11 protein-coding genes are annotated in these 14,175 nt (G+C 68.5%); 10 read left to right on the forward strand and 1 reads right to left on the reverse strand.

Annotated features, from left to right (window positions below):
• Window positions 1-12: 12 nt before the first annotated feature.
• Complete coding sequence (locus tag QT382_RS17010; protein WP_289255272.1) at window positions 13-1,221, reverse strand: efflux RND transporter periplasmic adaptor subunit; 1,209 nt, start codon at window positions 1,219-1,221, stop codon at window positions 13-15.
• 146 nt (window positions 1,222-1,367) lie between these two features.
• Between QT382_RS17010 and QT382_RS17015 the strand changes: the two genes are divergently transcribed.
• The 10 genes from QT382_RS17015 (at window position 1,368) to QT382_RS17060 (ending at window position 14,175) form a co-directional block, all read left to right on the forward strand.
• Window positions 1,368-2,090, forward strand: coding sequence for a TetR family transcriptional regulator (locus QT382_RS17015; RefSeq protein ID WP_289255273.1), 723 nt, complete (start codon window positions 1,368-1,370; stop codon window positions 2,088-2,090).
• A 91-nt stretch (window positions 2,091-2,181) separates the two neighbouring features.
• Entirely contained in the window at window positions 2,182-4,500 is a 2,319-nt protein-coding gene (locus QT382_RS17020) for a YgiQ family radical SAM protein (RefSeq protein ID WP_289255274.1), read from the forward strand.
• Between the two features lie 229 nt (window positions 4,501-4,729).
• A complete protein-coding gene (locus QT382_RS17025) occupies window positions 4,730-6,970 on the forward strand; it encodes a GGDEF/EAL domain-containing response regulator (protein WP_289255275.1) in 2,241 nt (746 codons plus the stop codon).
• A 219-nt stretch (window positions 6,971-7,189) separates the two neighbouring features.
• Window positions 7,190-8,041, forward strand: a complete 852-nt coding sequence (gene pilM, locus QT382_RS17030; protein ID WP_289255276.1) for a type IV pilus biogenesis protein PilM — start codon at window positions 7,190-7,192, stop codon at window positions 8,039-8,041.
• Complete coding sequence (locus tag QT382_RS17035) at window positions 8,038-8,643, forward strand: PilN domain-containing protein (protein ID WP_289255277.1); 606 nt, start codon at window positions 8,038-8,040, stop codon at window positions 8,641-8,643. Before pilM ends, QT382_RS17035 begins: the two co-directional genes overlap by 4 nt.
• Entirely contained in the window at window positions 8,640-9,263 is a 624-nt protein-coding gene (locus tag QT382_RS17040) for a type 4a pilus biogenesis protein PilO (RefSeq protein WP_289255278.1), read from the forward strand. Before QT382_RS17035 ends, QT382_RS17040 begins: the two co-directional genes overlap by 4 nt.
• Window positions 9,248-9,631, forward strand: a complete 384-nt coding sequence (locus QT382_RS17045) for a hypothetical protein (protein WP_289255279.1) — start codon at window positions 9,248-9,250, stop codon at window positions 9,629-9,631. Before QT382_RS17040 ends, QT382_RS17045 begins: the two co-directional genes overlap by 16 nt.
• On the forward strand, window positions 9,628-11,196 hold the full coding sequence (gene mshL / locus QT382_RS17050; RefSeq protein ID WP_289255280.1) for a pilus (MSHA type) biogenesis protein MshL: 1,569 nt from the start codon (window positions 9,628-9,630) through the stop codon (window positions 11,194-11,196). Before QT382_RS17045 ends, mshL begins: the two co-directional genes overlap by 4 nt.
• A gap of 11 nt (window positions 11,197-11,207) precedes the next feature.
• Window positions 11,208-12,917, forward strand: a complete 1,710-nt coding sequence (locus QT382_RS17055; protein ID WP_289255281.1) for a GspE/PulE family protein — start codon at window positions 11,208-11,210, stop codon at window positions 12,915-12,917.
• A 22-nt stretch (window positions 12,918-12,939) separates the two neighbouring features.
• A complete protein-coding gene (locus QT382_RS17060) occupies window positions 12,940-14,175 on the forward strand; it encodes a type II secretion system F family protein (protein ID WP_289255282.1) in 1,236 nt (411 codons plus the stop codon).

Raw genomic sequence — 14,175 nt, forward strand, 5'->3', positions numbered from 1 at the left:
TTCCCTGCTTGTTTACTTGCTGGCGGCCGGGGCGGCGGAGGCAGAGCCGGCCGGCGTCCAGGGCACCGGCTTCACCGGCGCGCCAGGCACGAACATCTTCTGGAAGCCGTCGGCAATGACCTGCTCGCCGGCCTTGAGGCCATCGACCACCAGCCACTGGTTGCCAACGGCCTGCGACACCTTGACCGTGCGCGGCTGGGGCTTGCTGTCGGCGCCTACCACGAGGACGGTGTCGCCGGTGGCACCGCGGGTCACGGCCTGCTGCGGCAGCAGGATGCCCTGGGGCAGCTCGGCCTGGGCCAGGCGCACCCGCACGTACTGGCCGGGCAGCAGCTGGCCATCGACATTCGGCACTTCGGCGCGCAGCTGCACCTGGCCCGAGGTGGCGTCCACACTGAGGTCGGTGAACAGCAGCTTGCCGGGCTTGGCCAGCTCGCTGCCGTCTTCCAGCACCACGCGCACCGGCGCGGCATTGGCGGCCTTGACCTGGCCCTTGGCCAGCGCGCGGCGCAGGGCCTGCACCTCGTTCGCCGACTGGGTGAAGTTGACGTAGACGCTGCCGGTCTGCTGGATCAGCGCCAGCTGCGTGGCCTCGGCGGCGCTGACCAGCTGGCCTTCGCTGACCAGGGCGCGGCCGATGCGGCCCGAGATGGGCGCGCTGACGTGTGCGTAGTCCAGGCCCAGCCTGGCATTGGTGACCGCCGCCTTGGCGCCGGCCACGTCGGCCTCGGCCGCCTTGGCCGCAGCCACGCTGGCCACATATTCCTGCTGGCTGATCGCCCGGCTCTCGACCAGTGGCTTGTTGCGCTCGGCCTGGGCGGCGGCCTGGCTCAGGTTGGCTTGCGCCTTAGCCAGTTGGGCCTGGGCGCTTTCCATGGCGGCCTGGTAGGGCGCCGGATCAATCTGGAACAAGGCCTGGCCGGCCTTGACCTCGGCGCCTTCCGTGAACAGGCGCTTCAGCACCACGCCGTTGACTCGGGCCCGGACCTGGGCAGTGCGGATCGCCTCGACCCGGCCGGGCAGCTCGGTCTGCAGGGCCACCGGCTGCAGGGCCGTAGTCACCACGCCGACGGCCGGAGGCGGCATGCCGCCGCCATGGCCTTGCGCCTGGGCGCCACCACCGCAGCCGGTCAGGGCGGCGGCCACGGCGATCACCAGGGGCAGCAGGTAAAGAGCCTGCGCGCGCAGGCCGAGGGCTTGTTGTTGGGGGGCGGTGTGCATGGTGTCCTTGACGGGTTTCTTCTCGATCAACCAGACGACGGGCCGGACCGGCCAGTTTCGACAGGTCCAGGGCGGGGAGCTAGGGTTGGCCCGGAGTATATACATACATTCGCGTATGTATGTTTAACCCCGTACAATTCGGGGCCATGGCTCGCAAGACCAAACAGGAAGCGCAGGAAACCCGCTCGGGCATCATCGATGCCGCCGAGCGGCTGTTCCATGCCAAGGGTGTGGCCAGCACATCCTTGCAGCAGATTGCCGAAGAGGCACAAGTCACTCGCGGCGCCATCTACTGGCACTTCAAGGACAAGGCCGAGCTGTTCGAGGCCATGATGGACCGGGCCACGATGCCGCTGGAAGAAGGCATGCAGCCGATAGAGGCGACAGAGCCCGAGCCGGTACTCAGCCTGGCCGAGCTGCGCTTCGGCCTGGTCAATGTCTTCCATTCGGCCCAGCACAACGAGCGCACCCGGCGGGTCTTCGAGATCGCCATGACCAAGGTCGAGTACACCGGCGAGATGCAGGGCCTGCACCTGCGCAAGCTGGATGCCCACCGCGACTGGCGGGCACAGAACCGCGCCGCCTTCGACCTTGCCGTGACCGAAGGCGTGCTGCCCAAGGGAACGAACGCCGAGATGGCCGCGATCGCGCTGGTGGCCCTGGTCGATGGACTGCTGCACCAGTGGATCCTCGAGCCGGGCGCCTTCGACCTGGTGGCGGTGGGTCAGGCCTCGGTCGAGGGCTTCCTGACCAGCCTGTCCCAGAAGGCCACGCCGCTGCTGCCACCGCTGACGGCGGATGAAAAAGCCCGCCTGGGCCAGCAGGGATTCTGCCGGCGCTCGGCCGCGCAGCAGCTTCCGTCCAACTAAATCACTGGCCGACGAGGGCCAAGGCCCTTGAAGCTGACCGGGTTTGCCCGTAGTCAAGGACAATAGCGGGTTACGCGAAAGAGCCCAAGCCGTGTCCGCCCATATCGCCATCACCCCACCCAAGGCCGCCAAGGCCCTGACCGCCTACCGCCCGTTCTGGGCCAAGCGTTTCGGGCCGGCCCCGTTCCTGCCCATGAGCCGGCAGGAAATGGACCTGCTCGGCTGGGACAGCTGCGACATCATCATCGTCACCGGCGACGCCTATGTGGACCACCCCAGCTTCGGCATGGCGGTCATTGGCCGGACGCTGGAGGCCCAGGGCTTCCGCGTGGGCATCATTGCCCAGCCCGACTGGCAGAGCGCCGACGCCTTCAAGGCGCTGGGCAAGCCGAACCTGTTCTTCGGCGTGGCGGCCGGCAACATGGATTCCATGATCAACCGCTACACGGCCGACCGGAAGATCCGCTCGGACGACGCCTACACGCCCGGCGGCGAAGGCGGCAAGCGGCCGGACCGCGCGACCCTGGTCTACACCCAGCGCTGCAAGGAAGCCTGGAGCGAGGTGCCGGTGGTGATTGGCGGCATCGAGGCCAGCCTGCGCCGCATCGCCCATTACGACTACTGGCAGGACAAGGTGCGCCGCTCCATCCTGGTGGACGCCAAGGCCGAGCTGCTGGTCTACGGCAATGCCGAGCGCGCCATCGTCGAGATCGCCCACCGCCTGGCCCAGCGCCAGCACATCCACAGCCTGACCGACATCCGCGGCACCGCCTTCATGCGCCGCGACGACCATGCCGACCTGGCCGACTGGTTCCAGCTGGACTCCACTTCGGTCGACACGCCGGGCCGGGTCGACGAGCTGATCAGCCCCTACCAGACGATTGACGAGACGGCCGCCGACCAGGGCGGCAGCTGCGCCACGCCGGCTGCGCCTGGGGCGGCCGACGCCCCCAAGCCCATCACCATCCACCGCACCGGCAAGCTGGCCCTGCCGCCGCGGGAGCAGACGGTGATACGCCTGCCCGACTACGAGCAGGTGCGTGCCGACCCAGTGCTCTACGCCCATGCCAACCGGGTGCTGCACCTGGAAACCAACCCCGGCAACGCCCGCGCCCTGGTGCAGCGCCATGGCGACCGCGACCTCTGGATCAATCCGCCACCCATCCCGCTGACGACGGCCGAGATGGACCATGTGTTCGACCTACCCTATGCCCGCTCGCCCCATCCGGCCTATGCGGACGAGACCGGTGGCCATGACGGAGCGACCAAGATCCCGGCCTGGGAAATGATCCGCTTCAGCGTCAACATCATGCGCGGCTGCTTCGGGGGCTGCACCTTCTGCTCGATCACCGAGCATGAAGGCCGCATCATCCAGAGCCGCAGCGAAGACTCGGTGATCCGCGAGATCGAGGAGATCCGCGACAAGGTCAAGGGCTTCACCGGCGTGGTCTCCGACCTGGGCGGCCCCACGGCCAACATGTACCGGATCGGCTGCAAGAGCCCCGAGATCGAGGCCGCCTGCCGCAAGCCCAGCTGCGTCTACCCGGACATCTGCCAGAACCTCAAGACCGACCACGGCCCCCTGATCAAGATGTACCGCCGGGCCCGCGCCTTGCCGGGCGTCAAGAAGATCCTGATCGGCTCGGGCCTGCGCTACGACCTGGCGATCAAGAGCCCCGAGTACATCAAGGAGCTGGTCACCCACCACGTGGGCGGCTACCTGAAGATCGCCCCCGAGCACACCGAGGGCGGCCCGCTGTCCAAGATGATGAAGCCGGGCATTGGCACCTACGACCGCTTCAAGCAGCTGTTCGAGCAGGCCAGCGAGGCGGCCGGCAAGAAGCAGTACCTGATCCCCTACTTCATCGCCGCCCACCCGGGCACCTCGGACGAGGACATGATGAACCTGGCGATCTGGCTCAAGCGCAACGGCTTCCGCGCCGACCAGGTCCAGACCTTCTACCCCAGCCCCATGGCCACGGCCACGGCGATGTACCACACGAACAAGAACCCGCTGCGCAAGGTCACGCGCGACAGCGAGACGGTGGACATCGTCCGCGGCGAGCGCCGCCGCCGGCTGCACAAGGCCTTCCTGCGGTATCACGACCCGAACAACTGGCCGCTGCTGCGCGAGGCGCTGAAGGAGCTGGGCCGCTCCGACCTGATAGGCAACGGCAAGCACCACCTGATCCCGACCTTCCAGCCGAGCACCGACGGCAGCTACGAGAGCGCCCGCCGCAAGAACTCCACGGCCACCGGCAGCAAGACCTCGCTGGCCAAGCCGGCCGGCAAGGCCGAGATGAGCCCGGCCCGGCCGCCGCGCGGCCGCATGCTGACCCAGCACACCGGCCTGCCACCGCGGGAGACGGGCGGCGCCAAGAGCACGACACGCGTCAAGAAACCCCGCTGAGCCCCTTCCCCAAGGGGCAGGTTTGCCTGGCTTGCAGGCTGCCAAGGCCCAATCCGCCCGCCCGCGACTGTGGGTTTTGTGCTTTCATGCGGGCAAGCCCTGTGAAATGATCACCCGATTGGCCCTATCGTCTAGCTCAGCGCATGCGCCGAGTAGCCGGAACAGGAAGCCGGTCCGGTGCCGATAGCAAGCAGTCCGTCCCTTACCCGGGGACGACCACGGAAGCCTCATGTCCGATCAACACAGCCTCGAGAACCGCGACAGTCCTGGCGACGACGATGTGCTGGAGTTCCTTGAAGGGGACGAATCGGGTTCACCGGGCGAGGCTGCCCACCCCTGGCGGGTGCTGATCGTCGACGATGACAGCGACGTCCACAAGGCCACCGAGCTGGCCATGCAGGGGCTTGAGGTCGAGGGTCGTCCGCTGCAGTTCCTGCATGCCAGTTCGGCCTCCCAGGCCCGCGAGCTGATGGAGCGCGAGCACGACCTTGCCGTCGTGCTGCTGGACGTGGTGATGGAGAGCGAGGACGCCGGCCTGCAGCTGGTGCGCTGCATACGCCAGGAGCTGGACCAGCATGCGGTGCGCATCGTGCTGCGCACCGGCCAGCCCGGCTATGCGCCCGAGATCGAGACGGTCCGGGCCTTCGACATCAACGACTACAAGACCAAGTCCGAGCTGACCCGCACCCGGCTTTACACGGTGCTGACCGCGGCGATCCGCTCGTACCGCCAAATCCAGGCACTGGAATCGGCCCGCCATGGCCTGGAAATGATCGTCGAGGCCAGCACCGAGCTGAGCCGCCTGCGCGGGCTGTTGCATTTCGCCGAGGGCGTGCTGAACCAGCTGTGCCATGTGCTGGGCGTGCTGCCTGCCGGCCTGGTCTGCGCCCAGATGAACGACGACACCGGCAGCGGCTGGCGGGTGCTGGCGGCCACCGGTCAATACAACAACCTGCGGGACACCGCGCTGACGGCGGTGCCGGTGGAAGAAGTCCGCCAACGGCTGCAACGCTGCATCAACCAGCGCGAGACGCAGGTCGAGGACACCGGGCTCAGCCTCTACCTCGGCCTGTCCAACGGACGGGCCATGGTCGCCATGGTCGACCTGGGCCGCGAGCTCGACCGGGTCGAGACCCATCTTCTGCGCGCCTTCTCGGCCAACATCGTGGTCGGCCTGGAGAACGTGCTGCTGTACGGCCAGTTGCTGGACCAGGCCTACAACGACCAGCTGCTGCACCTGCCCAACCGCACGCGCTTCATCGAGCTGATGGAGCGCAACCTGCAGGATCCGCAGGGCATCTGCCTGGCCCTGATCGACATCGACGACTTCTCCGACATCAACGACGCCTTCGGCCACCATTTCGGCGACCAGGTGCTGCAGGCCGTGGTCGGCCGCATGTCGGCCATGCTGGGCTTCAACACCTCGATGGCCCGCGTCGCGGCCGACGCCTTCGGCCTGCTGGGCCCGGAGAGCACGGTCAACGGCGGCTCCATCGGCCGGGTGTTCACCGAGCCCTTCGAAGTCGAGGGCGAAAGGCTGCAGCTCTCGGCCACCACCGGCCTGGTGCGGCTGTCCGAATCCTCCTCGGTCGGCTCCGAGCTGTTGCTCGATGCCCAGATCGCGCTGAAGCGCGCCAAGCAGCAGCACCGCGGCAGCTCGCAGTACTTCTCTTCCGCCATGGGCACCGATGCGCGCGAGCGCTTCAAGCTGCTCAAGGGCCTGCGCGCCGGCTTCGAGGACAACCGCCTGTTCGTGGTCTACCAGCCCCAGGTCGAGCTGGCCAATGCCAGCCCGATCGGCGCCGAGGCCCTGCTGCGCTGGCGCACCGAGGACGGCAAGTTCGTGCCGCCCGACCAGTTCATCCCGCTGGCCGAGCAGAGCGGTCTGATCATCAGCATCGGCGAATTCGTGCTGCGCACCGCCTGCCACCAGCTCAAGCGGCTGGAGGACCAGGGCTATGCCGACTTCCGCATGTGCGTCAACGTCTCGCTGGCCCAGTTCCGCCACGCTGGCTTCATCGACACGCTGAACGGCGCCCTGCGCGACAGCGGCGTCAATCCGGCCAACCTCGAACTGGAAATCACCGAGTCCATGGCCATGGAAGACGCCGACCTGGTGATGAGCCTGCTGGCCGCGATCAAGCGGGCCGGCGCCACCGTGGCCATCGATGACTTCGGCACCGGCTTCTCGTCCCTGAGCCAGTTGCGTCAGCTCGAGGTCGACCGGCTCAAGATCGACCGCGCCTTCGTGCGCGAGGCGCAAGTCTCCAGCGCCGGCTCCACCATCGCCCAGATGGTGATCAACCTCGGCCGTGGCCTGGGCCTTCGCGTGATTGCCGAAGGCATCGAGACCGAAGAACAGCGCCAGCAACTGCTGGCCCTGGGTTGCCAGGAGGGTCAGGGCTACCTGTTCGCGCGTCCGGTGCCCTCCGACCAGCTGGAGCGCTGGCTGCGCAAAGAACCGATCTGAGTGGCCTGTGCGACTGTCACGGACCCGCAACGTGCCCCAGGCCAAGGCAGGACTGGGTGTGACATTCCCCCCACTTCCTGCCCGGCGGCGGCAGGGTCGGCTTCGACAATAGGCCAATAACCGCGCGGATCCTCTGCTGTGCCCCTCTTTGGTCGTCAATCTCAACGTGCTGGCTGGGTCGCCCTGGCTCCCCACCAGGACCAGGCCCGACTGGCCTGTGTGGAAACGCGCGCCGACGCACCGCCGCGCCTGCAATGGATTGCCCAGCAGGACTGGTCCACGCCGGCCGCCGCCCTCAAGGAGCTGAAAGCCAGCCGTGGGCTGCACCAGCACCGCGTGGTCGAGCTGCTGGAGCGCGGTCAGTACCAGCTGGTGACGCTGGAAGCGCCCGATGTGCCGCGGGCCGACTGGAAGGACGCCACGCGCTGGATGCTGCAGGAACGGGTGGACTTCCCGGTCGACACGGCAGCGCTGGACGTGCTGGAGATCCCGGCCGACCAGGGCCAGCGCCGTAAGCCCGGCCTGATCGCCGTGGCCGCGCCGCGTGCCCTGGTGCTGCCCCTGGTGCAGCAGGCCACCCAGGCCGGCACGCCGCTGACCGCCATCGACGTGGCCGAGACCGCGCTGCGCAACATCTCCGCCTTGCTGGAAGAGCCCGGCCGCGGCCAGGCCCTGCTGCATGTGGGTGAGGGCCACAGCTGCCTGGTGGTCACGGCCGGCGGCGAGCTGCTGCTGTCGCGCCAGATGGAGGCCAGCCTGGCCACGCTGGGCCATGCCGACCCCGATGTCCGCCAGCAGGCCTTCGAACGCACCAGCCTGGAACTGCAGCGCACGCTGGACGGCTTCGAGCGCAGCTTCACCCAGGTCAGTCTGAGCCGCGTGCTGGTCGCGCCGGGCCAGGTGCTGGAAGATTTCATGGCCTATGTGCGCGAGCTGCTCTATGTGCCGGTGCTGGCGCTGGAGCCAGGGGCCGCATTGGACCTGTCGGCCGCGCCCGAGCTGGCCGATCCGCGGCTGCTGGCCCAGTACCTGATCGCGGTGGGTGCCGCGCTGAGGGGTGAGACGCGATGAGCCTCAGCCCTCAGCACATCAACCTCCTTGACGCCAGCCTGCTGCCGCCCAAGGCACGCTACACCGCCGTCCAGGGTCTGGTGGCCGCGGCCCTGCTGATCGCCGCCGTGCTGGCGGCCGGACTGGGCCTGCGCTGGGCCGCTGCCGGCGAGGCCCGTGAAGCCTTGGCCCTGCAGCAGCAGCTGCGGCCGCTGCAGGCCCAGCTTGCAACGCCGCTGCCACAGCAAGCCGCAGCCGAAGCCCAGGCCCGCCAGCTCGAATCGCTGCGCCAGGAAGTGGCGGCGCTGGGTCAGCTGCAGCAGGTCCTGCAAGGCGGCAGCGCCGGCAGCACCCGGGGCTATGCCGACTACCTGCTGGCCCTGTCGCGCCAGGCGGCGCGGGGGGGCGGGCAGTTGTGGATCACCGGCTTCAAGGTCTTGCCCGATGGCCAGCTGGAGGTCCACGGCCGCATGCTGGACGCCCGTGCCCTGCCCGAATACCTGCGCCGGCTGAACGAGGAGCCGCTGTTCCGCGGCCGCAGCTTTGCCCAGCTCAATGTCAAGGCGGGTGAGTCGTTCAGCGAATTCCAGTTGCAGGCCGCGGTCGAGGGAGCAAAACCATGAAGGCCTGGCTGGAACGCTTTGACGCGAGACCCCAGCGCGAGCGCGTGCTGATGCTGGGAGCGGCCCTGGCGGTCCTGCTGCTGCTTGCCGACAGCTTCTGGCTGAGCCCGGCTTACAAGGAATGGAAGGCCCAGACCGCCCAGCACCAGCAGGCCGCCGCCGCGGCCGCCCAATTGCACCAGGCCCTGGGCCTGCGCCAGCAGCAGCTGGGTGAGAAGGTCCAGGCCCAGGTCCGGGAGCTGCAGGACTGGCAGCAGCGGCTGCGCCAGGCCGAGGCGGCCCTGTCCGACCGCGGCGGCCAGCTGGTCCATGCCAACGAGATGGTCGGAGTGCTTGAGGCCGTGATCCGCCAGAACGCCGGCCTGAAGCTGCGCAGCATGCAGAACCTGCCGCGCACCGAGGTCGACACCGGCGGCGGCGCCCTGCTCTACCGCCATGGCGTCGAGCTGGTGGTCGAGGGCAGCTATGCCGAGTTGCTGACTTATTTGCAGGCGCTGCAGGCCCTGCCCCAGCGCTTGTTGTGGGGCGGCATGGGCCTCAACGCCGAACAGCATCCGCGCCTGACGCTGACGCTGCGCCTCTACACGCTGAGCCAGGACAAGCAATGGCTGGAACTCTGATCCGCACCGCCCTGGGCGCGCTGCTGGCCCTGGGGCCCGGCTGGGCCGCCGCGCAGCTGGCCGACCCTACCCGTCCCCCGCCGCCGGCCGCTGCCAGCGCCCCCGTGGCCGGTGCTTCCGCCGCCTCGGCCGCCGTGCCGCGCGAACCGCAGCTGCAGGCGCTGCGCCTGTCCAGCCGCCTGGGCGACCTGGCCCTGATCGACGACAAGCCGGTCAAGGTCGGCGAACGTGTCGGCAATGCCCAGGTCATGGCCATCACCGAAGACGGCGTGCTGCTGCGCGCCGGCCGCGGCCCCGATCGGTGGCTGCGCCTGAATCCCGACGTGCGCAAGCTGCAGGCCGGCGCCGCCAAGGAGAGCAAGCAATGAAGAAGAACCGACTGATCACTGCCGCGCTGGCATTGGCCCTGGCCGGCCCGGTGCTGGCCGCACCGCCCGCTGACAGCGAACCGCGCTTCGACCTGGCGGTCAGCAATGCGCCGGCCACCCAGGTGTTCTCGCAACTGGCGGTCGGCACCGGCTACAGCGTGCTGGTCTCGCCCGAGGTCGGCGGCCAGGTGTCGCTGACCCTGCGCGACACCACGGTCCTGGAGGCCCTGGAAAGCCTGCGCGAGCTCTACGGCTACGACTTCCGCATCGCCGGCAAGCGCATCTTCGTCCAGCCCAACACCATCCAGACCCGGCTGTTCAAGATCAACTACCTGCCGGGGCGCCGCCAGGGCGCCAGCGACCTGCGCGTGACCTCCAGTGCCATCACCACCGCGTCGACCGGCGGCCAGAACGGCCAGGGAGGCAACAGCACCCAGCCGCCGTCCCAGTCGCAAGGCGGCCAGCAGGGCCAGCGCCAGGATGAGGCCGCCCATGTGCGCATGACCTCGGATGCCGACTTCTGGCGCGAGGTGCAGAGCTCGCTGAACGCCCTGGTCGGCAATGCCGACAAGCGCAGCGTGGTGCTGAATCCGGCAGCCGGCGTCATCGTCGTCCGAGCCCTGCCTGGCGAGCTGCGCCAGGTCGAGCAATACCTGAAGGCGATCCAGCTGAGCATCGAACGCCAGGTGATGCTGGAAGCCAAGATCATCGAGGTCGAGCTGAACGAGGACGCCCAGGCCGGCGTCAACTGGAATGCCTTCGCCAGCAGCCTGCTGGACGGCCGGCTGCGCGCCACGATCGGCGTAGGAGCGCCGGGCGTCACGCTGAACAGCAACGGCAGCTTCACCGACGGGGCGGGCAACCAGGTCACGGCCGGCGGCACCGTGAGCACGGCACCGCTGGGCAAGGGCTTCTACGGCCTGGCCCTGCAGACCCGCAACTTCAGCTCGCTCCTGAACTTCCTGGAGTCGCAGGGCAAGGCCCATGTGCTGTCCAGCCCGCGCATCGCCACGCTGAACAACCAGAAAGCCGTGCTCAAGGTCGGCACCGACGAACTCTTCGTCACCGGCATCTCGACCACGACCACCACCAGTGGCGCGAACAACAACGCCGTCGCCTCGCCGACCCTGACGCTGACGCCCTTCTTCAGCGGCATCGCCCTGGACGTGACGCCGCAGATCGACGACGAAGGCAATGTGATCCTGCATGTGCATCCTGCCATCAGCACGGTGACCGAGCGCACCAAGAACCTGGACCTGGGCACGCTGGGCACCTACCGTTTCCCGCTGGCCTCGTCCAGTGTCAACGAGACCGATTCCATCGTGCGGGTCAAGGATGGCCAGATCGTCGCCATCGGCGGCCTGATGCAGCAGGTCACCAGCACCGACCGCAGCGGCATGCCGGGCATCTCCAAGATCCCGCTGATTGGCGGCCTGTTTCGCCAGAGCGCCGACGTCAACAAGAAGCGCGAGCTGGTCATCCTGATGAAGCCCACCGTGATCGCCGCCGATGGCAGCACCTGGCCCGAGGCGCAGATCCCGGCCAGCACGCCCAGGACGGAGTAAGAGGTCACGCCATGCCCCGTCCCGAAAGAGTCCGCCTAGGCGACCTGCTGGTCCAGCAGGCGCTGATCAGCGCCGACCAGCTGACCGAGGCCCTGGCCAGCCAGCGCACCAGCGGCCGCAAGCTGGGCCGGGTCATCATCGACAGCGGCTGGGTCACCGAGGAGCAGATTGCCCAGGCCCTGGGCAAGCAGCTGCGCATTCCCTTCATCGACCTGGCACGCCGCACCGTGCGGCCCGAGATCGCGCGGCTGCTGCCCGAGGTCCAGGCCCGCCGCCTGCGCGCCCTGCCGCTGCAGGAGAGCGGCGGCGTGGTCATGGTCGGCATGGCCGACCCCAGCGACATCAATGCCTACGACGAGGTCAGCCGCCTGCTCAAGCGCGAGTTCGACCTGGTGGTCGTGGCCGAGACGCCGCTGCTGGCCGCCATGGACTCGGCCTACCAGGGCGCCGGCGAGATCGCCGGCCTGGCCAAGCAGCTGGGCACCGAGCTGGCCAGCGTAGAGGTCGACCTGGGCGATCTGCTGGGCCTCAACGCCGCGGCTGCCGAAGACGCGCCGGTGGTGCGCCTGCTGCTGACCATGTTCGAGGAGGCATTGCGAGTGCGTGCCTCCGACATCCACATCGAGCCGCAGGAAAAGCACCTGCGCATCCGCTACCGCATCGACGGCGTGCTGCATGTGCAGACCGAGGCCGATCCCAAGATCGCCAGTGCCGTGGCCCTCAGGCTCAAGCTGATGTCCGGCCTCGACATCTCCGAGCGCCGACTGCCGCAGGACGGCCGCTTCGCGGTCAAGCTCAAGAGCGGCGCGGTCGACGTGCGCCTGTCCACCATGCCGACCCAGTACGGCGAGTCGGTGGTGATGCGTCTCTTGAACCAGAGCAGCGGCCTCCTGAGCCTGCCGGCCCTGAACCTGCCACCGCATGTGGCGGAGGCCATCCACCGCGCCATCCACAAGCCCAGCGGCATGGTGCTGGTGACCGGCCCCACCGGCAGCGGCAAGACCACCACGCTGTACGCGGCGCTGAACGAGCTCAACAGCACCGGCCGCAAGATCATCACGGTCGAGGACCCGGTCGAATACCGCCTGCCCGGCATCAACCAGGTGCAGGTGATGGAGAAGATCGACCTCAGCTTCGGCCGCGTGCTGCGCGCCGCGCTGCGCCAGGACCCGGACATCATCCTGGTCGGCGAAATGCGCGACCTGGAGACGGCCGAGATCGGCCTGCGCGCCGCCATGACCGGCCACATGGTGCTGTCCACGCTGCACACCAATGACGCGGCCTCGACGCCGGTGCGACTGATCGACATGGGCGTGCCCCACTTCATGGTGGCCACCTCGCTGCAGCTGGTGCTGGCCCAGCGCCTGGTGCGCATGCTGTGCCAGTCCTGCGCCCAGCCCTACCAGCCCGACGAGCACGAGGCCGCCTGGCTGCGCGCACTGTCGGGCCGCATGGACCCCGACCTCTCCGGCCTGCGCCACAGCCCCGGCTGCGCCAAGTGCAACCACACGGGTACCAGCGGCCGCACCGGCGTCTACGAATACCTGGAGATGGACCGCGACATGATCCAGGCGGTCAACCAGGAGGATCCGAACCGGGTCGCCGACGTGGCCCGCCAGCAGATGCAGGGCCGCACGCTGGCCAAGGAAGCCCTCGCCCTGGCCCTGGCCGGCCAGACCACGGTGGCCGACGCCATGAGCGTGTCCAGCCAGCTGGATTGAGCGACGACGAGGCTGAGCCGCGATGCCGCATTTCGCCTACACCGCCCGCAGCGGCAGCGACCTGCTCAAGGGCGTGCTGGAAGCCGGCAGCCCGGCCGAAGTGGTCGAGGTGCTGCGCGGTCGCGGCCATCTGCCGGTCTCGATCACACCGGCCAAGGCGCCGACCTCGGCCGACGAGCTGAGCCTGTCCAAGCTGTTCGAACGCTGGACCCTGCCGGCGGTCGGCACCGTGGACCTGATGCTGATGAGCCGCCAGCTGCACACGCTGCTGCGATCGGGCGTGCCCATCCTGCGCGCGCTGGCCGGGCTGCAGGAGTCGGCCACCCACCAGCGGCTCAAGGACACGCTGCTGGCCTTGCGCCAGAGCCTGGAATCCGGCATCGACTTCGCCACCTCGCTGGCCCAGCACCCGGCCGTCTTCAGCGGCTTCTACGTGGCCCTGGTGCGCGTGGGCGAGATGACCGGCCGGCTCGACGAGGTGCTGCTGCGGCTCTACACCCACCTGGAGTTCGAGCTCTTCATGAGCCAGCAGGTCAAGGCGGCCCTGCGCTATCCGATGTTCGTGGGCATCGCCATGGCCATCGCCATCGGGGTGATCAACGTGATGGTGATTCCGGCCTTCGCCGGCGTGTTCAAGAGCTTCAATGCCGAGCTGCCGCTGGCCACCCGCATCCTGCTGGCCACCTCCAACTTCACCATCGAATTCGGCTGGCTGCTGGTGCTGCTGGGCATAGCGGCGTTCTTCGGCTGGAAGCGCTGGACCGCCACGCCGGCCGGCGAACTCTGGTGGGACGAGAAGAAGCTCAGGCTGCCGCTGGCCGGCAAGATCGTCAAGAAGGCCATGCTGGCCCGCATGGCCCGCTCGCTGAGCCTGTCGCTGAAGTCCGGCGTGCCGGTCGAGCAGGCGCTGACCGTGGTGGCACAGACCGTCGAGAACAAGTTCATGCAGGGCAAGGTCGAGAAGATGCGCGAGAGCGTCGAGCGCGGCGACTCCATCCTGCGTTCGGCCGCCGCCAGCGGCGTGTTCACCCCCGTGGTGCTGCAGATGGTGGCCGTGGGCGAGGAAACCGGCGCCCTGGACGAACTGCTGGAGGAGGTCGGCGCGCTCTACAGCAACGAAGTGCAGTACGAGCTCAAGACCCTGAGCCAGCAGATCGAGCCCATCCTGATCGTCTTCCTGGGCGTGCTGGTGCTGATCCTGGCGCTGGGCGTGTTCCTGCCGATCTGGGATCTGGGCCGGGTGGCCATGAAGCGCTGA

It is taken from the genome of Pelomonas sp. SE-A7 (assembly GCF_030345705.1).
GTDB lineage: Bacteria > Pseudomonadota > Gammaproteobacteria > Burkholderiales > Burkholderiaceae_C > JAUASW01.

Bases quoted from the DNA above. Each gene is read 5' to 3' on its own strand.
- QT382_RS17060 (WP_289255282.1), top strand. From the start codon at position 12,940: ATGCCGCATTTCGCCTACACCGCCCGCAGCGGCAGCGACCTGCTCAAG.
- QT382_RS17015 (WP_289255273.1), top strand. From the start codon at position 1,368: ATGGCTCGCAAGACCAAACAGGAAGCGCAGGAAACCCGCTCGGGCATC.
- mshL (WP_289255280.1), top strand. From the start codon at position 9,628: ATGAAGAAGAACCGACTGATCACTGCCGCGCTGGCATTGGCCCTGGCC.
- QT382_RS17035 (WP_289255277.1), top strand. From the start codon at position 8,038: ATGAGCCTCAGCCCTCAGCACATCAACCTCCTTGACGCCAGCCTGCTG.
- QT382_RS17045 (WP_289255279.1), top strand. From the start codon at position 9,248: ATGGCTGGAACTCTGATCCGCACCGCCCTGGGCGCGCTGCTGGCCCTG.
- QT382_RS17010 (WP_289255272.1), bottom strand. From the start codon at position 1,221: ATGCACACCGCCCCCCAACAACAAGCCCTCGGCCTGCGCGCGCAGGCT.
- QT382_RS17055 (WP_289255281.1), top strand. From the start codon at position 11,208: ATGCCCCGTCCCGAAAGAGTCCGCCTAGGCGACCTGCTGGTCCAGCAG.
- QT382_RS17040 (WP_289255278.1), top strand. From the start codon at position 8,640: ATGAAGGCCTGGCTGGAACGCTTTGACGCGAGACCCCAGCGCGAGCGC.
- QT382_RS17025 (WP_289255275.1), top strand. From the start codon at position 4,730: ATGTCCGATCAACACAGCCTCGAGAACCGCGACAGTCCTGGCGACGAC.